At 72.2% G+C, this 22,564-nt stretch carries 16 protein-coding genes and 1 pseudogene; 12 read left to right on the plus strand and 5 right to left on the minus strand.

The genetic code is table 11. From position 1 onward, the window contains the following. Window positions 1-80, minus strand: an 80-nt coding sequence (locus AB0I73_RS22465; protein WP_363040096.1) for a hypothetical protein, incomplete at its 3' end; no start/stop codon positions are given. Window positions 81-130: 50 nt separating this feature from the next. Beyond that, window positions 131-1,786: pseudogene (locus AB0I73_RS22470) on the minus strand (TIGR00374 family protein); the annotation flags it as partial. A 198-nt stretch (window positions 1,787-1,984) separates the two neighbouring features. Here AB0I73_RS22470 and AB0I73_RS22475 point away from each other — a divergent pair. From AB0I73_RS22475 to nudC, 5 genes are all read left to right on the plus strand, one after another. Continuing rightward, complete coding sequence (locus tag AB0I73_RS22475) at window positions 1,985-2,407, plus strand: MGMT family protein (protein ID WP_363039983.1); 423 nt, start codon at window positions 1,985-1,987, stop codon at window positions 2,405-2,407. Window positions 2,408-2,634: 227 nt separating this feature from the next. Continuing rightward, window positions 2,635-5,991 (plus strand): ATP-dependent DNA helicase, encoded by a 3,357-nt coding sequence (locus tag AB0I73_RS22480; RefSeq protein WP_363039985.1) that lies wholly within the window; start codon window positions 2,635-2,637, stop codon window positions 5,989-5,991. A 100-nt stretch (window positions 5,992-6,091) separates the two neighbouring features. Then, complete coding sequence (locus tag AB0I73_RS22485; protein WP_363039987.1) at window positions 6,092-9,724, plus strand: ATP-dependent DNA helicase; 3,633 nt, start codon at window positions 6,092-6,094, stop codon at window positions 9,722-9,724. Between the two features lie 10 nt (window positions 9,725-9,734). Beyond that, window positions 9,735-11,147 (plus strand): dipeptidase, encoded by a 1,413-nt coding sequence (locus AB0I73_RS22490; RefSeq protein ID WP_363039989.1) that lies wholly within the window; start codon window positions 9,735-9,737, stop codon window positions 11,145-11,147. Window positions 11,148-11,304: 157 nt separating this feature from the next. After that, window positions 11,305-12,249 (plus strand): NAD(+) diphosphatase, encoded by a 945-nt coding sequence (gene nudC / locus AB0I73_RS22495; protein WP_363039991.1) that lies wholly within the window; start codon window positions 11,305-11,307, stop codon window positions 12,247-12,249. Between the two features lie 66 nt (window positions 12,250-12,315). Here the strand turns inward: nudC and AB0I73_RS22500 are convergent, their stop codons facing one another. Next, window positions 12,316-12,558 (minus strand): mycoredoxin, encoded by a 243-nt coding sequence (locus AB0I73_RS22500; RefSeq protein WP_363039993.1) that lies wholly within the window; start codon window positions 12,556-12,558, stop codon window positions 12,316-12,318. Between the two features lie 216 nt (window positions 12,559-12,774). Between AB0I73_RS22500 and AB0I73_RS22505 the strand changes: the two genes are divergently transcribed. The 4 genes from AB0I73_RS22505 to AB0I73_RS22520 all read left to right on the plus strand — a co-directional run bounded on the left by AB0I73_RS22505 (window position 12,775) and on the right by AB0I73_RS22520 (window position 16,328). Further along, window positions 12,775-14,985, plus strand: a complete 2,211-nt coding sequence (locus AB0I73_RS22505; RefSeq protein WP_363039995.1) for an ATP-dependent DNA helicase UvrD2 — start codon at window positions 12,775-12,777, stop codon at window positions 14,983-14,985. Window positions 14,986-15,150: 165 nt separating this feature from the next. Then, entirely contained in the window at window positions 15,151-15,468 is a 318-nt protein-coding gene (locus AB0I73_RS22510; protein ID WP_363039997.1) for a hypothetical protein, read from the plus strand. A gap of 171 nt (window positions 15,469-15,639) precedes the next feature. Further along, window positions 15,640-16,008 (plus strand): WhiB family transcriptional regulator, encoded by a 369-nt coding sequence (locus tag AB0I73_RS22515; RefSeq protein WP_109376904.1) that lies wholly within the window; start codon window positions 15,640-15,642, stop codon window positions 16,006-16,008. Further along, complete coding sequence (locus tag AB0I73_RS22520; protein ID WP_109376905.1) at window positions 16,005-16,328, plus strand: hypothetical protein; 324 nt, start codon at window positions 16,005-16,007, stop codon at window positions 16,326-16,328. The genes AB0I73_RS22515 and AB0I73_RS22520 overlap by 4 nt, the downstream gene beginning before the upstream one ends. A gap of 154 nt (window positions 16,329-16,482) precedes the next feature. On the opposite strand, the gene AB0I73_RS22525 is transcribed toward AB0I73_RS22520, so the two are convergent. Together AB0I73_RS22525 and AB0I73_RS22530 are read right to left on the minus strand one after the other, a co-directional pair. After that, window positions 16,483-17,937, minus strand: coding sequence for an AarF/ABC1/UbiB kinase family protein (locus AB0I73_RS22525; RefSeq protein ID WP_363039999.1), 1,455 nt, complete (start codon window positions 17,935-17,937; stop codon window positions 16,483-16,485). Next, window positions 17,930-19,156 carry a ThiF family adenylyltransferase gene (locus AB0I73_RS22530; RefSeq protein ID WP_363040001.1) on the minus strand — a complete coding sequence of 409 codons (1,227 nt, stop codon included), beginning with the start codon at window positions 19,154-19,156 and terminating at the stop codon, window positions 17,930-17,932. Before AB0I73_RS22530 ends, AB0I73_RS22525 begins: the two co-directional genes overlap by 8 nt. A gap of 283 nt (window positions 19,157-19,439) precedes the next feature. On the opposite strand from AB0I73_RS22530, the gene AB0I73_RS22535 reads away from it, so the two are divergent. From AB0I73_RS22535 to AB0I73_RS22545, 3 genes are all read left to right on the plus strand, one after another. Further along, a complete protein-coding gene (locus AB0I73_RS22535; protein WP_363040003.1) occupies window positions 19,440-20,063 on the plus strand; it encodes a M48 family metallopeptidase in 624 nt (207 codons plus the stop codon). Window positions 20,064-20,172: 109 nt separating this feature from the next. After that, window positions 20,173-21,867 carry a TerD family protein gene (locus AB0I73_RS22540; protein ID WP_363040005.1) on the plus strand — a complete coding sequence of 565 codons (1,695 nt, stop codon included), beginning with the start codon at window positions 20,173-20,175 and terminating at the stop codon, window positions 21,865-21,867. Window positions 21,868-21,878: 11 nt separating this feature from the next. Beyond that, window positions 21,879-22,559: an AIM24 family protein gene (locus AB0I73_RS22545; RefSeq protein ID WP_363040007.1), complete on the plus strand. Its 681-nt coding sequence runs from the start codon at window positions 21,879-21,881 to the stop codon at window positions 22,557-22,559. The last annotated feature ends 5 nt before the right edge of the window (window positions 22,560-22,564 follow it).

Raw genomic sequence — 22,564 nt, forward strand, 5'->3', positions numbered from 1 at the left:
GCGATGAACGGCCAGGCGCCCTGGTTCGCCGGCTCCTCCTGGGCCCACAGGTACTTCTCGGCGTTCGGGTACTTCTTGATCTCCGCCTGGAGCTCCCGGCCGGGGACCCCTCGGCCGGGCCCGCCGCGGCCTGTTCCGCGCGCAGCAGCTTGGCCTGCCGGGAGGCCTCCAGGACCGCCTCACGGTCGCGGTGCGCCCGTTCGCGGGCGAGCCGGCGCAGGGTCCCGCGCGTGGAGCGGCTCAGCGCGATGGGCTGGAGCATCGGCAGGCAGTCCGCCACGGCGTCGGGACCGAGCACGCTCAGCGCGGAGGCCACCGCCCGTTCGGCGCCCACCCTGAGCCCGAGGGTCACCAGCAGTTGGGAGACGTCCATGCGCAGCAGCAGATCGCCGGCGGCGATCTCCCCGACGCGCAGATCGGTGAGGATCACCCTGCTGGAACGATCCACCAGGATCGCGTCACCGACCAGCCTGCGGTGTGCGATCCGGCGGGACTGCAACGCCTGCACCTGACGCCAGGTGCCACGCAGCAACTCGTCGGTGATCTCCTCGTCCGGCAGCGAGTCCAGGGTGCGCCCGCCGCTGTGCTCGTAGACGAGCATCACCGCGTCGGGGCCGAGTTCGGAGGTCGCGATCAGCTTGGGCGCGTTGGCGCCGGCCGCGATGGCCGCGTACGCCAGCAGCGCCTCCTGCTCCAGTGCCTGGCGCAGGGACTGGAGGCTGCTGCGGGTGGCGAAGCCGCGCAGGGTCAGATTGCGCCACGTGCGGTAGAAGAACCCCTGTGCCTGCTGCTCACGGTCGACCACCGTCACGTCCAGCGGCGGACCGTTCTCCAGGGTGACGAAGTAGCGGCGGCCCCGGTCCCCGGCCTCGACGGCGTCCGGCGTCTCCTGGCGGGACGCGCTCACGGGCCGGAAGCCGACGGTCCGCAGGCCCGCCATCAGCGTTTGTCCGGTGGGGCGCACATTGGGCGAACCGACCGCGTAGAGGGTGCCGTAGGCGACGGTCCAGCCGATCAGCACCGTCAGGATGATGGAGAACGGAGTCGTGTACCCGGTGACGAGCATCGAGAAGGCGTCGAGGAGCAGCACGACCCACAGCACCGCGCGCCATCTGGGTCTGCGGGACATGCCGACGGCCGTCATGTAGGCGATGACCGGTGCCAGGTAACCGTGCACCGGATCGGTGAGGGCGTGGATGTCGCCGGGGGAGGGCTGGGTCAGCGCGTCCTGGATCGATTCGGGCGCGGCCTGCGCGACCCACAGATCGGTGGCGAGCGTCACGCCGTGCGCGAGGACGGCGGCGAGCACTCCGTCGGCGATGCGCAGTCCGTCCCGTTTGATCAGCCGTTCGATGGCGAAGGCCACCGGCACGAGGAGGATCGCGATGCTGGAGGCCAGACCGGCGATCTTGATGAGCAGGTCGGGCGCCTGACCGGTGCCCTTGGTGATGTCCTGTTCCAGCCCCGAGGTGGTGCCGTGGGCGAAGGCGGCGACCGCCAGCAGCGCCCCGACGGCGAGTACGCCGACGAGCAGCCGCATGAGATCGGACGGGCGGTGCACGCGCGCGGGGAGCAGGGGTTCGTCGCCCTCGACCTCGTCGCTGTGCGACGGATCGGCGGCGTTGGTGCCGTCCGTCCCGTCTGTGCCGTCAGGAGGGCTCGGAGCGGTCTGCCTTCCGACCGCCTCGGTGCCGGCGTCCTGCGGGCCGGTGTTCCCGGTGTCCGGGCGCGACGAAGCGGCAGAGGCGCCCGCCGTGTCCCCGGGGTGCGCACCCTGCTGTTTCATCGCCTCTTCTTGCTCTCGTATCACCAGTCACCGCCCGCACGATGGTGGCATGCCGTACCGCCACAAGGGGGCATCAGGGTCCACGTACGGGGCCGCACAGTCTGCCCGAAGCACGGTCTCCGGGCGAGGTGCACGCACGCGCGCGTACCCGTCACGTGGTCGGTCGCGTTGTCGGTGGGGTGGTGCAGGATGGGACGGATGAGCCAGGAGAGCCTCCCGTCCGACGCCGGCCCCCAGCACGCGGACGCCCTGCCCGAGTACGCCGAGCAGGTCCTCGAGGTGGCCGAGCGGATCCCGCCGGGCCGCGTCATGACGTACGGCGACGTGGCCGAGTGGCTGGGGGAGGGCGGCCCGCGTCAGGTGGGACGTGTGATGGCGCTCTACGGCGGAGCCGTCCCGTGGTGGCGTGTCGTCCGCGCGGACGGTGTGCTGCTGCCGGGCCACGAGCTGAGAGCCCTCGACCACTACCGCGCGGAGGGCACTCCGCTCAGGGAGGCGAGCGGGGCCGCAGAAGGGCACCTGCCGCGCCTCGAGATGAAGCGCGCACGGTGGGACGGCGGCCACGAGGAGGGTCACATCAGCCAGCTTCCGGCATCGGACGCACCGCCGTGCGACCTGTGATCCGTATGGGGGAAATGGGGCACGACCGCGGCATGACGTACGTTCGTGGTGCGAGTGACACGTGTGCCGCGGGCGTCGGGAGGGAAAATCCGGAAGCCCTGCTTCCGCACTCTCCGTCGGTCTAGCGTCACCAGCACGTGTCCCTCCGCCTCCCCCGACCTCGCAGCCACCGCCCGCCACACGCGGTGGAACGGCAACCAGCACACCCACCAGGACCGGCGAACCACGTGAGCTCCTCTTCCTCCACCAACGGCCTGTCGCACCCCCAGGTGCGGCGGGGGACCCGTGGCGCTCATCGACTGGTCCGTACTCCGCCGGCTCGCAAGGCTCCCCCTCGTCTGGACGCCGCACAGCGCTCCGTGGTTGACCACGGGACCGGACCGATGCTCGTCCTCGCAGGTCCAGGCACGGGGAAAACGACCACGCTCGTCGAGTCCGTCGCCGCGCGCATCGCCCGTGGCGGTGATGCCGAACGCATCCTCGTGCTGACGTTCAGCCGCAGGGCGGCCGTCGAGCTGCGCGACCGCATGGCCCTGCGGACAGGAGCCGCACGCGCCCCGCAGGCGACCACGTTCCACTCGTTCTGCTACGCCCTGATCCGCGCCCACCAGGACAGCGCTCTCTTCGTGGAACCGCTGCGCCTGCTCTCGGGACCCGAACAGGACGTCACCGTCCGTGAGCTGCTGGCCGGCCAGGTGGACCTCGAACGTCTCGGTCTGGCACACGTGCGCTGGCCGGACGAACTGCGGGCCTGCCTGACCACCCGCGGCTTCGCCGACGAGGTCCGTGCGGTGCTCGCCCGCAGCCGTGAGCTGGGCCTCGGACCCGACGCCCTGGACGCCTTCGCCCGCCGCATCGGACGCCCCGACTGGCGTGCCGCCTCCGCCTTCCTCGCCGAGTATCTCGACGTCCTCGACCTGCAGGGTGTGCTCGACTACGCCGAACTGGTCCACCGCGCGGTGCTCCTCGCCCGCCGCCCCGAGATCGCCCGGCAGCTCGCCGCGCGGTACGACGCCGTGTACGTCGACGAGTACCAGGACACCGACCCGGCCCAGGTGCGACTGCTGCACGCGCTGGCCGGCGGCGGCCGCACCCTGGTCGCGTTCGGCGACCCGGACCAGTCGATCTACGCCTTCCGGGGCGCGGACGTGAACGGCATCCTGGACTTCCCCGACGCGTTCCCCCGTGCGGACGGCCGCCCGGCCCCGGTCGAGGTGCTGCGGATCTCGCGCCGCTCCGGCGCGGCCCTGCTGGCCGCCACCCGCCTGGTCACCCAGCGCATGCCGCTGACCCGCCTTCCCGCCGAGAAGGTCCGCGCCCACCGGGAACTCGCGCCGGCCCGGGACGGCGGCCGGGCCGAGGTCTACACGTACCCGACACCCGGTACGGAGCTGGACAACATCGCCGACATCCTGCGCAGGGCCCACCTGGAGGACGGCGTCGCCTGGAGCGACATGGCCGTCCTGGTGCGGGCCGGCTCCCGCACCCTCCCCGTCGTCCGCCGCGCCCTCACCTCGGCCGGCGTCCCGGTGGACGTCGACGGCGACGACCTCCCCCTGCGCCACGAACCGGCGGTGACCCCGCTGCTGACGGCCCTGCGGGCGGTGGCGACGGCGGAGGCGGCCGACGGCCCGGGACGAGAGCGGGAGCGGGACCCGGAGCCGGGCGAGGGACAGGGACAGCCGCGGGAACCGGACCGGCCGGAGCCCCGCTGGCTCGACACCGAAACCGCCCTCACCCTGCTCACCTCCCCCCTCGCCGGCATGGACGCCGCGGACCTGCGCCGCCTCGGCCGGGCCCTGCGCGAGGAGGAACGGGCCGCGGGCAACCCACTGCCACCACCCTCGGACGAACTCCTCGCCCGGGCGCTGGCCGAACCCGAGCGGCTGGTCGTGCACGACCCCGCGTACGCGCGCGGCGCCCAGCGGCTCGGTGCGCTGCTGCGCACGGCACGCGAACGCCTGGCCGGCGGCGGCACCGCAGAGGAGGCGCTGTGGGACCTGTGGGACGGCACCCCGTGGCCCGCACGCCTGGAACGCGCCGCCCGCCGGGGCGGTGCCGCCGGACGCCACGCCGACCGGGACCTCGACGCGGTGTGCGCCCTGTTCGCGACCGCGGCCCGTGCCGAGGAACGCACCGGCGGCCGGGGCGCCCTGAACTTCCTGGAGGAGATCGACGCCGAGGACATCGCCGCCGACACCCTCACCCGACGCGCCGTACGCCCCGACGCCGTACGCCTGATGACCGCGCACCGCGCCAAGGGCCTGGAGTGGCGGCTGGTCGTCGTGGCCGGCGTCCAGGAGGGCCTGTGGCCCGACCTGCGCCGCCGCGGCTCCCTGCTGGAGGCCGACCGCATCGGCCGCGACGGCCTCGCCGAACCGCTCACCCCCGGCGCGCTCCTCGCCGAGGAACGCCGACTGTTCTACGTGGCGGCCACCCGCGCGCGCGAACGCCTCGTCGTGACGGCCGTGAAGACCCCCGCCGACGACGGCGACCAGCCCTCCCGCTTCCTGACCGAACTCGGCGTCGAGCCCAAGGACGTCACCGGCCGCCCGCGCCGCCCGCTGTCCGTCGCCGCGCTCGTCGCCGAACTGCGCGCCACCACGGTCGACCCGCGCGTCTCCGACACCCTCAGGGAGGCCGCCGCCCACCGGCTCGCCCGGCTCGCCGCCCTCGCCGACGAGGACGGACGCCCCCTGGTGCCGTCCGCACACCCCTACCGCTGGTGGGGCATGTACGAACCCACCCGGAGCAAGGTGCCGCTGCGCAGCCGCGACCAGCCCGTCGTGCTCTCCGGCAGCGCCCTCGACCAGCTCGCCAACACCTGCGCCCTGCAGTGGTTCCTCGGCCGGGAGGTGAAGGCCGACGCGCCCGCGACCGCCGCCCAGGGCTTCGGCAACGTGGTGCACGTCCTCGCCGACGAGGTGGCCTCCGGACGCACCCCGGCCGACCTCGCCGTCCTCATGGAACGCCTCGACTCCGTGTGGGACGCGCTCGCCTTCGACGCGCCGTGGAAATCGCAGCAGGAGAAGCAGAACGCGCGCGTGGCGCTCGAACGCTTCCTGCAGTGGCACGTCACGGACCGCGCCGGACGCACCCCGGTGGCCAGCGAGCACGATTTCGACGTGAGCCTCGAGGCCGGCGACTACGAGGTCCGCATCCGCGGTCAGATGGACCGCGTCGAGGCCGACGGCGAGGGCCGCGCCTACGTCGTCGACTTCAAGACCGGCAAACAGGCCCCCAGCTCCGCCGAGGTGGCCCGCCACCCCCAGCTCGCCGTCTACCAGCTCGCCGTCCAGGAGGGCGCCGTCGACGAGGTGTTCGACGGAACACGCCCCGAGACGGGAGGTGCCGAGCTGGTCCAGCTGCGCCAGGGCGCCGCCAAACGGGACGGCGGGGAGATCCTGCCCAAGGTGCAGGCCCAGCAGCCGCTGGAGGGGGAGTGGGTCGGCGACCTGCTCGCCACGGCCGCCGGCAAGGTCCTCGATGAACGCTTCACCCCGAGCACCGGCCAGCACTGCGCCCACTGCGCGTTCCAGGCCTCGTGCAGCGCCCGGTCCGAGGGGCGGCACGTGGTCGAGTGACAGGCGTCACGCATCGCGCCGCCCTCGACGGCCCGCGGTTCTCCGCTCCCGGAGCGCCGTCCGGCCCCGGGTGTCAGCGATCGCCGTTAGCCTCTGCGATGTGCCCGCACCCATCACCGACCCCGATCAGCTCAAGGAACTCCTCGGCATCCCCTTCACCCCGGAGCAGACGGCCTGCATCGTCGCGCCGCCCGCTCCCCAGGTGATCGTGGCCGGAGCCGGCTCGGGCAAGACGACGGTGATGGCGGCGCGCGTGGTGTGGCTGGTCGGCACCGGCCAGGTCGCCCCGGAGCAGGTGCTCGGCCTCACCTTCACCAACAAGGCCGCCGGTGAACTCGCCGAACGCGTCCGCAAGGCGCTGATCAAGGCCGGCGTCACCGACCCCGACCCCCTCCCGTCGCCCGACCACCACCCCTCAACGACGGCGCTTGGCGCCGGCCCCTCCCAGTGGGACCCGGACAACCCGCCGGGCGAACCGGTGATCTCCACCTACCACGCCTTCGCGGGCCGCCTCCTGGCCGACCACGGGCTGCGCATCGGTCTCGAACCGACCTCCCGCCTCCTGGCCGACGCGACCCGCTACCAGCTCGCCGCGCGGGTCCTGCGCGAGGCCCCCGGCCCCTACCCGGCACTGACCCGCTCCTTCCCCGACCTGGTCGGCGACCTCCTCACCCTCGACGGTGAACTCTCCGAACACCTCGTACGGCCCGAGGACCTGCGCGACCACGACACCGAGCTGCTGCGCACCCTGGAGAACACCAGGCTCACCAACGCCGACCTGCGCAAAGTGCCCGAAGCGGCCGCCGCGCGGCGCGAACTGGCCGACCTCGTACTGCGCTACCGGAACGCCAAACGCGAACGTGACCTGCTCGACTTCGGCGACCAGATCGCCCTCTCGGCCCGGCTCGCCCGGATCCCCGAAGTGGGCCGCGTCCTGCGCGACGAGTTCCGCGTGGTCCTCCTCGACGAGTACCAGGACACCTCGGTCGCCCAGCGCGTCCTGCTGGCCGGCCTGTTCGGCGGCGGCACCGGCCACCCGGTGACCGCCGTCGGCGACCCCTGCCAGGCGATCTACGGCTGGCGCGGCGCCTCCGTCGCCAACCTCGACGACTTCCCCGAGCACTTCGCCCGGGCCGACGGCAGCCCCGCCACCCGCCAGTCGCTCAGCGAGAACCGCCGCAGCGGCGGACGCCTGCTGGACCTCGCCAACGGCCTCGCCGACCCCCTGCGGGCCATGCACGCGGGCGTGGAAGCCCTCCGCCCGGCGCCGGGAGCCGAACGCGACGGCACCGTCCGCTGCGCCCTGCTGAGCACCCACGCCGAGGAACTCGACTGGATCGCCGACTCCATCGCCCACCTCGTACGCACCGGGAAGGCACCCGGCGAGATCGCTGTTCTGTGCCGCACGGCGACCGACTTCGCCGAGATCCAGGGCGCCCTCGTCGCCCGGGACGTACCCGTGGAGGTCGTCGGCCTGTCCGGGCTGCTGCACCTGCCCGAGATCGCCGACCTGGTCGCCGTCTGCGAGGTCCTCCAGGACCCCGGGGCCAACGCCTCCCTGGTCCGCCTGCTGATCGGCCCGCGCTGGCGCATCGGACCCCGCGACCTCGCCCTGCTCGGCCGCCGCGCGCGACTGCTCGTGTCCCACGCGCGCGTGGACGGCGAGGACGACCCCGACCGCCGCCTCGCCGCAGCCGTCGAAGGGGTCGACCCGGCCGAAGTGATCTCACTCGCCGACGCCCTCGACACGTTCCTGGAGACGTCCCTGGACGGGCAGGGCGACGACGGGCTGCCCTTCTCACCGGACGCGCGCGTGCGGTTCGCCCGGCTGGCCGCCGAACTGCGCGACCTGCGCCGCTCCCTGGCCGACCCGCTGATGGACGTCCTGCACCGCGTCCTTGCCGTCACCGGCCTGGAGATCGAACTGTCGGCGTCCCCGCACGCCCTCGCCGCCCGCCGCCGCGAGACCCTGTCCAACTTCCTCGACGTCGCAGCCTCCTTCGCCGCCGGGGACGGCGAGGCGACCCTGCTCGCCTTCCTCGGCTTCCTGCGCACCGCCGCCCAGTACGAGAAGGGCCTCGACAACGCCCTGCCGGGCGGCGAGAACACCGTCAAGGTGCTCACCGCCCACAAGTCCAAGGGCCTGGAGTGGGACGTCGTGGCCGTCCCCGGACTGGTCACCGGTACGTTCCCCAGCGGCCAGGGCCGCGAGAAGTGGACCGCACAGGGCAAGGTGCTGCCCCACGGGCTGCGCGGCGACGCCGACACCCTGCCCGATGTCGAGTCCTGGGACTCCAAGGGACTGAAGGCCTTCCACGACGCCATGAAGGAGCACCAGCACACCGAGGAGCTCCGCCTCGGCTACGTCACCTTCACCCGCCCCCGCTCGCTGCTGCTCGGCTCCGGCCACTGGTGGGGGCCCTCGCAGAAGAAACCGCGTGGGCCGTCCGCCTTCCTGCAGGCCCTCCACGACCACTGCGCCGCCGGGCACGGCGAGATCGAGGCCTGGGCGGACGAGCCCGCCGAGGACGAGGAGAACCCCGCCCTGCACCGGGCGACCCAGGACCAGGCGTGGCCCCTCCCGCTGGACGACGCCGCCCTCGCCCGCCGCCGTGCCGCCGCCGAGACCGTCCTGGCCCACCTGGAAGGCCTCACCGGCGACCCGGACGGCCACCCCACGGCCGTACACGCTCCCGACACGTACGCCGACCCGGACTGGCCCCCGCCACCGGACGACGAGTACCTCCCGCCCGAGGAGGGCGACCCCTCCGCGGACGACGACCCCGGCGACTGGGACTCCTGGACCACCGACCGCCCCACCACCGACGACCGCCCCACCACCGACCGCCCCGCCACCGACGACCGCCCCACCACCGACCGCCCCGCCACCGACGGCCGTCCTGACGACGGCCGGCCCGCCGTCCCGCTCCGGATCCCGCACCAGGCGCCCCCTCCGGAGCCCGCCGCGCCTCGGCTCACTCCCGAGGAAGCCCGTACCGTCGCCTCCTGGGACCGCGACCTCGACGCCCTCACCGGCGAACTGCTGCGCGCCCGCGACAGCGTCACCGAGGTCCCGCTGCCCGTGTCGCTGACCACGTCCCAGCTGCTGCGCCTGGCCGCCGACCCGGACGGCTTCGCCCAGGAACTGGCCCGCCCCATGCCCCGCCCACCGCAGCCCGCCGCGCGCCGCGGCACCCGCTTCCACGCCTGGGTCGAGAGCCGCTTCGAAGAACTGACGCTGCCCATGCTCGAACCCGACGAGCTTCCCGGCAGCGAAGCCGAGATCGCCGACGAACACGACCTCGCGGCCCTCAAGGACGCCTTCGAACGCACCGAGTACGCCCGCCGCACGCCCTACCGCGTGGAAGCCCCCTTCCAGCTGGCGATCGCCGGCCGCGTCGTACGCGGCCGCATCGACGCCGTCTACCGGCGGGACGACGGAGAAAAGAGCGCCGGGGAGAAGAGAAGCGGCGGGACGACGTACGAGATCGTCGACTGGAAGACCCACCGCAACCGCACCGCCGACCCCCTCCAGCTCGCTGTCTACCGGCTCGCCTGGGCCGAGCAGCAGGGCGTACCCCTGGAGTCGGTCACCGCCGCCTTCCTGTACGTACGCACCGGCGAGGTCGTACGCCCCGACGCGCTGCCGGACCGCGAAGCGCTGGAGCGGCTGCTGCTGGAGGAACCGTCCGGTGAGATACCGCACTCCGAGGACACCTCCGCGGGCCGATAGGCTCGAGACCATGAGCCAGCCCGTTGACAGTGCCGTCAGCGCCGTCCGTACGTACATCGAGCAGCACCGCGCCGCCTTCCTCGACGACCTCGTCGAGTGGCTGCGCATCCCTTCGGTGTCGGCCCAGCCCGATCACGCGCCCGACGTGCGCCGCAGCGCCGACTGGCTCGCCGCCAGACTCACCGAGACCGGCTTCCCGACCGCCGAGGTCTGGCCCACTCCGGGCGCCCCCGCCGTCTACGCCGAATGGCCCTCGGACGACCCCGGGGCACCCACCGTGCTGGTCTACGGCCACCACGACGTGCAGCCCGCCGCCCGCGAGGACGGCTGGCACAGCGAGCCCTTCGAACCCGTCGTACGGGACAACCGCCTCTACGCGCGCGGGGCGGCCGACGACAAGGGCCAGGTGTTCTTCCACACCCTCGGGGTGCGGACCCACCTCGCCACGACCGGCCGAACCACCCCCGCCGTGCACCTGAAGCTGCTGATCGAGGGCGAGGAGGAATCAGGCTCGCCCCACTTCCGGGCACTCGTCGAGCAGCACGCCGACCGGCTCGCCGCCGACGCGGTGATCGTCTCCGACACCGGCATGTGGTCCGAGGACACCCCCACCGTGTGCACCGGCATGCGCGGCCTCGCCGAGTGCGAGATCCGACTGCACGGCCCGGACCAGGACATCCACTCCGGTTCCTTCGGCGGCGCGGTGCCCAACCCGGCCACCGCCGTCGCCCGCCTGGTCGCCGCCCTGCACGACGAACACGCGCGCGTGGCGATCCCCGGCTTCTACGACGGCGTCGTCGAGCTCACCGACCGCGAACGCGAGCTCTTCGCCGAACTCCCCTTCGACGAGCAGGAGTGGCTGCGCACCGCCAAGTCGCACGGCACTCACGGAGAGACCGGATTCAGCACCCTGGAGCGCGTCTGGGCCCGCCCCACCGCCGAGGTCAACGGCATCGGCGGCGGTTACCAGGGCCCCGGCAGCAAGACGATCATCCCGTCCTCGGCGGTGGTCAAACTGTCCTTCCGGCTGGTCGCCGGCCAGGACCCCGACCACATCGAGAAGACCGTCCGCGACTGGACGGCGGGGCAGATCCCCGAGGGCATCCGCTGCGAGATCACCTTCCGCCCCGCCACCCGCCCGTGCCTGACCCCGCTCGACCACCCCGCCCTCGAGTCCGTGGTCCGTGCCATGAGCCGCGCCTTCGGCAAACCCGTCCGCTTCACCCGCGAAGGCGGTTCCGGACCGGCCGCCGACCTCCAGGACGTCCTCGGCGCACCGGTGCTCTTCCTCGGCATCTCCGTCCCGTCCGACGGATGGCACGCCCCCGACGAGAAGGTCGAACTGGACCTCCTCCTCAAGGGCGTCGAGACCACCGCACACCTCTGGAGCGACCTCGCCGAGCACTGGCGGCACGTGCCCTGAACGCCCCGGGGCCGCCCGGCCCCGCGCGCCCGCGACGGGGCACACTGGAAGCACCCCCGTCGCCGGGCGTGCCGCCGGACCCGGTCGCCTCCCGCCGTACGTCCCGCCGAACCAACCGCCGACCCAATCCGTTTCACCGGGGGAGTTGGAAGCACCCGTGACCACCAGGACCGACCACATCGCCGACCGCCCCGTCTCGCTCACCGCCCCGAGCGGCATCAACCGCGCCGCCCACCACCGGCTCGACGAAGCATGGCTCGCGGCGGCCTGGAGCCACCCCTCGACGCGCTGCTTCGTGGTCTCCGGCGGCCAGGTCCTCATCGACGAGACGGCGGACGGCCGCACCGAACTCGTCATGACACCCTCCTTCGAGGCACCGCTCACCGAGGCACACCGCTACTTCCTAGGCACCGACGAGGACGGCGTCAGCTACTTCGCCCTCCAGAAGGACTCCCTGCCCGGCCGCATGGACGACTCCGCCCGCCCGGCCGGACTGCGCGAGGCGGGCCTGCTCCTGTCACCACGCGACGCGGGCCTGATGGTGCACGCGGTCGCCCTGGAGAACTGGCAGCGCCTGCACCGCTTCTGCTCCCGCTGCGGCGAGCGCACCGTCATCGCCGCGGCCGGCCACATCCGCCGCTGCCCCGCCTGCGGCGCCGAGCACTATCCGCGCACCGACCCCGCCGTGATCATGTCCGTCGTCGACCAGCACGACCGCATCCTGCTCGGCCGCCAGGTCCACTGGCCCGAGGGCCGCTTCTCGACACTCGCCGGATTCGTCGAGCCGGGCGAGGCCATCGAGCAGTCGGTGCGCCGTGAGGTCCACGAGGAGGTCGGCATCAGCGTCGGCGAGGTCGAGTACATCGCCAGCCAGCCCTGGCCCTTCCCCTCCAGCCTCATGCTGGGCTTCGTCGCCCGCGCCACCTCGACCGACATCACCGTCGACGGCGACGAGATCCACGAGGCCCGCTGGTTCTCCCGGGAGGAACTGGGCGCCGCCTTCGAGTCCGGCGAGGTGCTCCCGCCCTACGGCATCTCGATCGCGGCCCGCCTGATCGAGCGCTGGTACGGCAAGCCCCTCCCGACCCGCAGCGCCTTCTGACACACGGAAGCGGGGTGGGCGTCCCTCGACCGGGGATGCCCACCCCGCTTCCGGTGAACCGCTCGCTCAGCCGCCGATCTTCTGCTTCACCTGCGCCAACGACGGGTTGGTGAGTGTCGAGCCGTCCGGGAAGAGCACGGTCGGAACTGTCTGGTTTCCGCCGTTCGCCTTCTCCACGAAGGCGGCGGAGTCCGGGTCCTGCTCGATGTTGATCTCGGTGTATGCGATGCCCTCGCGGTCCATCTGGCCCTTCAGACGGCGGCAGTAACCGCACCACGTGGTGCTGTACATCGTCACAGTGCCCGGCATGTCTCTTGTGCTCCTTCGGCTGCTCGGGGAAGTCCTCGATGTGGGAGGAACGTACTTGAAAGCGCAGGCATTCCCCTGCGGCGGGGTCCGCCCGGCGTCCGCTCCGGGTCCACCCCGTTCCTCCTGGTGGGACCCGCGTCGTATCAGTACGACCACGAGGCACTGCCTGTGGACAACCCGGCTCATCGGTCTCCGGTGACCTGGCAGCATGGCGGTGTGACAGCAGCAACGCCCTCCTCTCTCTTCCCGCAGGTACCGGACTCGGCCGACGCGGTGCTCGAAGGGCTCGACCCCGAGCAGCGCGAGGTGGCCACCGCCCTGCACGGCCCGGTGTGTGTGCTGGCGGGCGCCGGTACCGGCAAGACCAGGGCGATCACCCACCGGATCGCCTACGGGGTGCGCGCCGGCATCCTCCAGCCCTCCAGCGTGCTCGCCGTCACCTTCACCAACCGTGCCGCCGGGGAGATGCGCGGCCGACTGCGCCAGCTCGGCGCCGCCGGGGTCCAGGCCCGCACCTTCCACTCGGCGGCGCTCCGCCAGCTCCAGTACTTCTGGCCGAAAGCGGTCGGTGGTTCCCTGCCCCGGCTGGTCGACCGGAAGATCCAGCTCGTCGCCGACGCGGCCGCCGCCTGCCGCATCCGCCTCGACCGGGGCGAGCTGCGGGACGTCACCGCCGAGATCGAGTGGTCCAAGGTCACCCAGACCGTCCCGGCCGACTACCCGCCCGCCGCGGCCAAGGCCGCGCGTGAGGCGCCCCGCGACCCCGCCGAGATCGCACAGCTCTACGCCGCCTACGAGGACCTCAAGCGGGAGCGCGGGGTCATCGACTTCGAGGACGTGCTGCTGCTCACCGTGGCCGTCCTGCAGGATCGGCGGGACATCGCCGAACAGGTCCGCGCCCAGTACCAGCACTTCGTCGTCGACGAGTACCAGGACGTCAGCCCGCTCCAGCAGCGGCTGCTGGAGCTCTGGCTCGGCGACCGGGAGAACCTGTGCGTGGTCGGTGACGCCAGCCAGACGATCTACTCGTTCACGGGCGCAACGCCCGACCACCTGCTCGACTTCCGCACCAGGCATCCCGGTGCCACCGTCGTGAAACTGGTCCGTGACTACCGTTCCACCCCCCAGGTCGTCCACCTCGCCAACGGTCTGCTCGCCCAGGCGCGCGGCCGTGCCGCCGACCACCGGCTGGAACTGGTTTCCCAGCGCGGTCCGGGACCCGAGCCGGTCTTCACCGAGTACTCCGACGAACCCGCTGAGGCCGAGGGCACCGCGCGCCGGATCCGCGAACTGATCGACGCGGGTGTCCGGGCCAGTGGGATCGCCGTGCTGTTCCGCACGAACTCCCAGTCCGAGACCTACGAGCAGGCCCTCGCGGACGCCTCGGTGCCGTACCAGCTGCGTGGTGCCGAGCGTTTCTTCGACCGCCCGGAGGTGCGCAGGGCGGGCGTCGCCCTGCGTGGGGCGGCCCGTTTCGGCGGTAACGACAGTCTCCTCGACGCCGCCGCCGACCTGCCCTCCCAGGTGCGTGCCGTGCTGTCCGGCCAGGGCTGGACGGCCCAGCCGCCGGCGGGCTCGGGCGCGGTGCGGGAGCGCTGGGAGTCGTTGGCCGCTCTGGTGAACCTCGCCCAGGACTTCGCCGCCGCGAGACCGGGTGCGACCCTCGCCGATCTCGTCGCCGAACTCGACGAGCGGGCCGGTGCCCAGCACGCTCCGACCGTGGAGGGAGTCACGCTCGCCTCGCTGCACTCGGCCAAGGGCCTCGAGTGGGACGTCGTCTTCCTGGTCGGTGTCGCCGAGGGGATGATGCCGATCACCTACGCAAAGACCGACGAGCAGATCGAGGAGGAGCGTCGGCTCCTCTATGTCGGTGTCACCCGGGCGCGCGAGCGTCTCCATGTCTCCTGGGCGCTCTCCCGTTCGCCCGGCGGAAGGGCGAACCGCCGGGCCAGCCGCTTCCTCGACGGGTTGCGTTCCGGCTCGACGGCCGTGGTCGGCCGGGGTGGTGCGGGGGGAGCGGGAGGTGTGGAACGTGGTGTGTCCGGGGCGGCCGCGTCCCCCGTTGCGGCGCCGGGCCCCCGGCGCGGGCAGCGCAGCCCTGCCCGGTGCCGGGTCTGCGGCCGCACCCTGACGGACGCGGGCGAGATGAAGCTGATGCGCTGTGAGGACTGCCCCTCGGACATGGACGAGGGCCTCTACGAGCGGCTGTACGACTGGCGCGGCGAGCTGGCGCGGCGCAGCGGACAGCCGGCCTTCTGCGTCTTCACGGACAAGACGCTGATGGCCATCGCCGAGACGGTGCCCGAGGACGCGGCGGGGCTCGCCCGCATCCCCGGGGTGGGGATGCGCAAGCTGGGGCGCTACGGAGCCGACGTACTGGCCATATGCGCAGGCGGGGACGGGGCGCATGGCAAGGATCAGGACTGATTCCAACTCGTCGAGAAAATAGTTTGCGCATGCCCCGGGAAGCCCCATAGGTTCTTAGGCACGGGAACGGCGGCCTTCTCACAGGCCCTGGGTCCGTGTTGTACTTGCATATTCGCCGGACCGGTTGACCCCGGTCCCCTGATACGCCGAGAGGAGGCGAGTCCTGTGATCAGCATCAACACCAACTCCGTCGTCAAAACGACCGATCGCTCGGCCGTCTCCCTGTGCATGCTCGGCGCCCCGCATCAGGGCACTGGTCTGTCCGGCATCCCTGCCGCACGTCCGGCGTCCTTCGTTGCTCCCGCAGGCCTTGTCCTCCGTGAGCGCGATGAGCGACCGATCAAGGCACTGGAAGCGGTAGAGGCACAGGCACAGGCCTATGCCTTTGCGGCGACCGGTGCCGGATTCCGGAAGCAGACGACGACGCAGCACCACCTGATGTGGGCCTTCCGTGGGCCAGAACCCTGGAGTCATCCAGCCTGATTCGATCAGGCCGGCGCCTTCAGGGCCGCGGAACCCCATCCGGGATCCGCGGCCCTTCTGTTTGTCCCCGAACGGGGACGACGGACCGAAGCGCCTCGGGACAAGACAAGAACCCGGTACCAGCCGCCACCCGGCCCACCGGCCGGAACGAACAGACGAGGAAGACGAACCGTGCAACTCGAAGCGCACGCCCCGTCCGTACCGCCTTCCGACACGATCCCCAAGCCTGGCTCCACGGAGGACCCGACCTTGACTCCGCTCATCGCGCTCACCGCGCTCGACGACGCCATCGAGAACCTCGGCGTACCCGTCCCGTGCCGTTCCTACGACCCGGAGGTCTTCTTCGCCGAGTCCCCGGCGGACGTGGAGTACGCCAAGTCCCTCTGCCGTACCTGCCCCCTGATGGAGGCCTGCCTCGCCGGGGCTAAGGAGCGGCGTGAGCCGTGGGGCGTCTGGGGCGGGGAACTGTTCGTCCAGGGCGTTGTCGTCGCCCGGAAGCGGCCGCGTGGCCGTCCGCGCAAGAACCCGGTCACGGCATGAACACCCCAGGAACGATCGACCATCCCCTCACGCACGACCCGCAGAAGCAGGCCCCGATGATGCCGACCGCCGACGAGCCCGCAGGCTCCGCGACCGAAGACTTCACCACCAGCGGCGCGAACGACTCGCGCCAGAACAGGACCCGTGAGATGCAACTCATCCCAGAAGCCCTGGCCCGTGCGCATATGCACGAGCGGCTGCACGAGGCCGAGCGGGAGCGCCAGGCTGTACGCCTGGTGACCGCTCGCCGGATGCAGCGCCGCGCCGAGCGTGCCTCCCGGCGCGCCCGCCGCGCGCTCGCCATGGCCGTCATGCAGTAGCCGTGCAGTAGCGATTCTGCTGATCAGCCGGTTCCTCCGATCCGGCTGACCCGGTGGTCTCTCTCCACCGCGGGGGCCGGTCCGTGCCGAACGGACCGGCCCCCGCGGTGCGTTGCACCGAGCGGGCCGCGACGGCGGGCGCGGCCCGCGCGTCTCACGGCTGAGCCGCCGACTTCTCCTCCGCCGGGGCCCCCGTGCTTTCCGCTCCCGCCGCCTCCACCGCGCTCTCCGCGTCCAGTTCCGGTTCCTCCAGTCCCGGTTCCTTCAGCCCCGGTTCCTCCGGGAGGAATCCCGGCAGCCACTCCTGCAGTTCATCGCGGAGCCGTACCGTCCCGCCCAACTGGCACAGCACACCGATCGTGCTCAGGGTCACCCGGTGTATCAGCAGATACGCCGGAGGGAGATTGAGCTGCTTGGCCAGTTGGTAGGCCGGGGAGCGGGGGTCGCCGATGCGTGCGGCCTGGCCGCGCATCCAGCCACGGGTGAAGGTGAACGCCTCGACCCGCGCCGGTTCGATGATCGGCAGGAGGTACTCGAGGACCGCGTCGGGATCCAGCTCGATGGTCTCCCTGACGAAACCCTCCGCGCACAGCATCCGGTAGACGGCCTCCGCTTCGCCGTCCAGTGTCATCCGCAGGGCCTCGCCGATGGGGTGGGGCAACCCGCCCGGGAGACGGTCGACCGTGCCGAAGTCCAGTACGCCGAGACGCCAGTCGTCCTCGCCGTCCGGACCGCCGGGCAGCAGACGGAAGTTGCCCGGATGCGGATCGGCGTGCAGCAGCCCGGTGCGGGCCGGGCCGGAGAACAGGAAGCGGGCCAGGAGCTGACCGGCCCGGTCGCGCTGCTCTTCCGTGCCGTCCGAAATGATCTCCGACAGTGGTACGCCGTCCATCCACTCGGTGACCAGCACCTGCTCGCGTTGGTGGACCACTGCCGGTACGACGACGTCGGGGTCGTCCGCGAACTCCTCGGCGTGGGCCTGCTGGGCCCGGGCCTCCAGGGCGTAGTCCAGTTCCTCCGAGACCCGGTCCTTCAGCTCCGTGATCAGTGGCTTGACGTCCACACCGGGGACGAGCGGGCCGAGCAGGCGGACGAACCGGCTCAGCTGGTTCAGGTCGGACAGCAGGGCCTCGCCGGCGCCCGGGTACTGGACCTTGACCGCCACCTCGCGGCCGTCGTGCCACACTCCCCGGTGCACCTGGCCGATCGAGGCCGCAGCGGCCGGCTTGTCCTCGAACTCGAGGAACAGGTCGTGCCAGCCCTCGCCGAGCCGTTCCTCCAGCACCGCGTGCACGGTGCGGGTCGGCATGGGTGGGGCCGCCTCCTGAAGCTTCGTCAGCGCCGCGCGGTAGGGCCCGGCGATGTCCTCCGGCAGGGCCGACTCGAAGACCGACAGGGCCTGGCCGAACTTCATCGCGCCGCCCTTGAGTTCGCCGAGCACCTTGAACAGCTGTTCCGCGGTGCGCTGCTGCAGCTCCCGGCCGACGATCTCCGCGGACTCGCCCACGATCCGCTTGCCGAGCCCCCAGGTCGCCCGCCCGGCGAAGCCGAGCGGGAGCGCGGCCAGCTTGGCGGTCCGGGTGACCGCCTTCCGGGGAAGATCAGACATGCGCCCTCCAAGTCCCTGCCGACCGCTCCGCGTCCGCCATACGGCGCGACTCCTTCGACGGCCCTTGCGAGGCCATTGTCTCGTGCGCCCGGCCGTACTCGGAGGTGTGTTCCGACATGCCTTTCACCGCGTCCCCCTCCGCCGCTCCGCACGGGCATCCGGGACGCGCCCGGACCGGCCGCGCATGCCAGTGCAGACCTGGGAGGGACGCTTCCCAACGGGTGCCGGCACTGGACGGAACATGGCCGTCCAGGTGAGCCAGCGCGTGGGCGCCGGCCAGTCCGGCCACGGTCGCGGCCAGAGCCATGTCGCAGGCTCCCACCCGACGCTGCCGCCCGGAGCGCCACTGGGCGACCATACGGGGCCAGGTCGGGTCCCGGTCGGTCCGGTCCCCGTGGAGGCAGCCCGCGCAGGCCGTCTCACCGGGCAGGACGAGTGGTCCCACGACACCGGTGCCCTCCGCCACGCCCGCATGGAGATGGGGTGTTCCGGAGGCCACCAGGGGCTCGGCCCCCGACGGGTCTGGTGCGTGCACGGCGACATCGTCCCGGGGAGCGAGGATCACCAGGGAGAACCCGGGATCGCCCCCCTCGGACGGCGACCGGGCGGTACGGTGCCGCGGTCGGTCCGGCGCGGCGCGGCGTACGGCACGGCGGGCCGCCTCGTCCCTGCGGTCGCCGACGGCTTCGGCGGGCAGGCCGCCCGGTGCGACGTCCCAGGGCTCGACCTGCCCGATGTCGCGCACGTCGACCTCGCCCACACCGGCTCCCGACAGGAGCGCCGCCAGCATCGCGCCCACCCGGCCCGCGCCCCTCACCTGCACCCGCGCGCCGCGGCGCGCGGCGAGTCGCCCGAGCGCGTCGCCCGGTGCGGAGGTGGTCAGGGTCAGCGAGGCCAGATCGGGGCGCAGTCGGTCGAGGACCTCCCGCTTCTCGCGCAGGGCGTCGGCGGCCGGACCACCGCCCCGGGAGTCGTCCAGGAGCCCGGCCCGCGACAGTCTGGTCATGAGCCGGTCGACATGGCCGTCGGGCAGATCCATGCGCCGGCCTTCCTCACGCAGGTGATCGAGCCCGCGGGTGCCGTCGAGCAGGTCGAGGAAGCTGCCCGTCGCCGTGTCCACCGGCCCCAGGGTCAACGCGTGCGCGGGTGTCATCCCGAACTGCACGGTGTTGAGGTCGCGCCATCCGCGCCGGAGCGCGGGTTTCACCATCGGATGCATGCCAGGTCCCCCGTGTGCCCTTGATCGCTGCCGTAGTGCCGTGTGTCACCGAACCCGTCGCGGCACCGCTGAACCGCGCTGCCCGGTACCGCTGGAGCCCGGTACGGCTGAACCCGCTCGTGGAGCGGTCGACGAGTGCCAGCATGCACGGCTTTGAAGAAGTGTGCGGAAAGTTGTCCACAGAAGGGGAAAATGATCCTATGAATCCTGCGCATGGTGGGGGTTCGACATCGAAGCGTCCCGGAACCGGGACTTCCCCGTGGGCAGCGGGTAACGTCGGGGCGTGCCCGCCGACCCACCGCACCGCGCCGCCCCGCCACAGCGCAGCACGACGAGCCAGGCGATGAACGGCTCGCGGGCGAGCGCGATCGAGGTCCGCCGGAGTTCCCGCCGACGCAGAACGGTGTCCGCGTACCGCGAGGGCGATCGCACCGTCGTGCTCATTCCTGCCCGGATGTCCGAGGCGGAGGAGCAGCGCTGGGTGAACGTCATGCTCGACAAGCTGGCCGCCCAGGAGAGCAGGCGGACACTCGGGCACACCGAACTGGCCGAGCGGGCCGAGCGGCTGTCGGCCCAGTACTTCGACGGGCGGGCCCTGCCCCGCTCGGTGCGGTGGGTGACCAACCAGAACACGCGCTGGGGCTCGTGCACGCCGTCCGAGGGCAGCATCCGCCTGTCGCACCGGCTGCAGGGCATGCCCGAGTACGTCGTCGACTACGTCCTCTGCCACGAGCTGGCGCATCTGCTGGTGCCCGGTCACGGACCCCGTTTCTGGCGCCTGCTGGAGGCGTATCCGAAGACGGAACGGGCCCGGGGCTACCTCGAAGGCGTGGTCGCGGCCGAGCGACTGCCGCATCTGTCCGGCACCCGCACCGAGGGGACGCCGTCCGAAGCGAGCACGCCGTAGGGGCACGCGCGTGTTGTGTACCGGGTCTGTACCGACTTCGTCGGTTGTCCGGGTTTGCCGTTAGCCTGGCGCGACGCACTCACATTCGGGATGGGGGACGGTCGTACGCATGGCCAGGGAATTCCAACGCGGCCACAAGGCCAGGATCAGTGACCTCACCGCTGGCACGGACCTGTACGTCGGCGTGCAGATCTCCGGCCCCGGGCTCACCTTCGACATCAGCTGCTTCGGTCTCGACGCCGACGAACGGCTCTCGGACGACCGGTACTTCGTCTTCTTCAACCAGCCGAAGTCCCCCGAGGAGTCCCTTCAGCTCCTGGGTGCGCAGGCGGGCGACACGGAATCCTTCCGGGTGACGCTGGACCGGATCCCACAGCAGATCAGGAAGCTGTCCTTCACGGCGACGCTCGACGGCGCCGGGCAGATGTCCCAGATCGGTCCCGGATACATCCGCATCGTTGCGGGCGGCGAGGAAGTGGCCCGCTACCCCTTCGACGGCTCTGAGTTCTCCACCGAGCGGGCGGTGATGCTGGGTGACTTCTACTTCAAGGACGTGTGGCGGTTCGCCGCCGTCGGTCAGGGCTTCGACGGCGGGCTCGAAGCGCTGCTGAAGAACTTCGGCGGTGAGGTGGCGGAGGAGGAGCCCGCCGCCCCGCAGCAGCCGCAGGCGGGCGGCGCCCCCGGCTTCGCGCCGCCCGCGTTCGCCGTCCCCGGAACCCCCGCGCCCGCTCCCGCCCCCGCGCCGGCCCCTCAGCCCGCGGCACAGGGCTTCGCCCCTCCCCCCGGCGCCACCCCGCCACCGGCTCCGGCGCCGTCGGTACACGCCGCGCAGACGATCGTCGCGCCCCTGAACACTCCGCCCGGCGGCTTCCCGGTGCCGCCTCCGGCCCCGGCGCCCGCGCCCTTCGGCAGGCCCGGCCAGCAGCCACCGCCACCCGGCCCGCCCGCTCCGAGCGCCCCGCCGCCCCCTGGCTACGGCGCACAGCCGCAGGCACCGCAGGCTCCCGCCCCGCCGCCCGGTCACGGTCATCCGACACCCCCACCCGGCTACGGCCAGCCGCCGCCCGGACTGCCGGGTCAGATGCCCGGCCCGCATGCGCCCTACGGGGCACCGCAGAGCACTCCCCAGGGCGCACCGCAGACCCCGGGTGTGCTCGGCGCGCTCCAGATGTTCAAGGAGACGCCCACCGGGCAGCGCTGGACCCAGCAGAACCGGAAGCTCGTCCGCGTCGACCTCGGCATCGGCGGTCAGCCCGTGCTGGCCCGGCAGGGCAGCATGGTCCTCTACCAGGGCAAGGTCGACTTCAGCTACAAGGGCGCGGGGTTCACCGGCCGGATCGTGGGCAACGCGACCGGCCAGGAGATGCAGTTGATGCGCTGCACGGGCCAGGGCCAGGTGTTCTTCGCCGAGGACGCCACGATGCTGCACCCGATCGAGCTCCAGGGCGACGCCGTGTGCGTCTCCGCCGAGAACGTCCTCGCCTTCGACGAAGGCCTCCAGTACGAGGTCCGCCGCATCGAGGGGCACGGCATTCCCGGTGGCGCGCTGTTCACGATGCAGTTCCAGGGGACCGGCACCATCGTCGTGAAGACGCACGGTGTGCCCGTGGTGCTGCCGGTGACGCCCACCACGTTCGCCGACTGCAACGCCGTGGTCGCCTGGTCGGCCGCCTCCCAGGTGATCGTCTCCAGTCAGGTGCGAATGCGCCGCAACTCCTACCCCGGCGACACCGGGGAGGGCGTCAACCTCCAGTTCCGGGGAGCGCCCGGCAACTTCATCGTCGTCCAGCCGTACGAGATCTGAGGGAGCCCGTCATGAACCAGCCACTCGCGGGCTACGCCCCCGCCCCCGTCACCGCGCGCATGGAGAACCACGGCAACCACATGCTGAAGGTCGCCATGCAGACCGGCAACGACCTCTTCGCGCGCGTGGGGTCCATGGTCGCCTATGAAGGGTTCGTCCAGTACGAGCCCAACCCGTCGGCCGTGCGCCAGATCGCGCGGGACTGGATGACCGGGGAGGGCGCGCCGCTGATGAAGTGCTCCGGCGACGGCCTGCTCTACCTCGCCGACTACGGTGCCGACGTCGTCGTGATCAACCTCAACGGCGACGGCATCTCCGTCAACGCCACCAACCTGCTCGCCTTCGACGCCCACCTGTCCTGGGGCGTGGAGCGGGTGAAGGGCCTGGCGAAGTTCGCCGGGCAGGGCCTGTGGAACACCAGGATCTCCGGGCAGGGCTGGGTCGCGCTGACCTCCCGGGGCAAGCCGATCGTCGTCGACTGCGGCGGTGGCGAGGACGAGACGTACGTCGACCCGGACGCCCTGGTCGCCTGGTCCCCGAACCTCAAGGTGAAGGGCAAGCGCAGCTTCCGGGCACAGTCGCTGATCGGCCGAGGCAGCGGCGAGGCCTACCAGATGGCGTTCTCCGGTCAGGGCATCGTCGTCGTCCAGCCCAGTGAGGACAGCACCGACCGTCTCCGGGTCCGGGGCTGAGGGGG

This window comes from Streptomyces sp. NPDC050388 (assembly GCF_040655635.1).
Classification (GTDB): domain Bacteria; phylum Actinomycetota; class Actinomycetes; order Streptomycetales; family Streptomycetaceae; genus Streptomyces.

Coding starts and splice junctions, on each gene's coding strand:
- AB0I73_RS22490 (WP_363039989.1), top strand. CDS start 9,735: ATGAGCCAGCCCGTTGACAGTGCCGTCAGCGCCGTCCGTACGTACATC.
- AB0I73_RS22545 (WP_363040007.1), top strand. CDS start 21,879: ATGAACCAGCCACTCGCGGGCTACGCCCCCGCCCCCGTCACCGCGCGC.
- AB0I73_RS22540 (WP_363040005.1), top strand. CDS start 20,173: ATGGCCAGGGAATTCCAACGCGGCCACAAGGCCAGGATCAGTGACCTC.
- AB0I73_RS22525 (WP_363039999.1), bottom strand. CDS start 17,937: ATGTCTGATCTTCCCCGGAAGGCGGTCACCCGGACCGCCAAGCTGGCC.
- AB0I73_RS22475 (WP_363039983.1), top strand. CDS start 1,985: ATGAGCCAGGAGAGCCTCCCGTCCGACGCCGGCCCCCAGCACGCGGAC.
- AB0I73_RS22500 (WP_363039993.1), bottom strand. CDS start 12,558: ATGCCGGGCACTGTGACGATGTACAGCACCACGTGGTGCGGTTACTGC.
- AB0I73_RS22530 (WP_363040001.1), bottom strand. CDS start 19,156: ATGCATCCGATGGTGAAACCCGCGCTCCGGCGCGGATGGCGCGACCTC.
- AB0I73_RS22520 (WP_109376905.1), top strand. CDS start 16,005: ATGAACACCCCAGGAACGATCGACCATCCCCTCACGCACGACCCGCAG.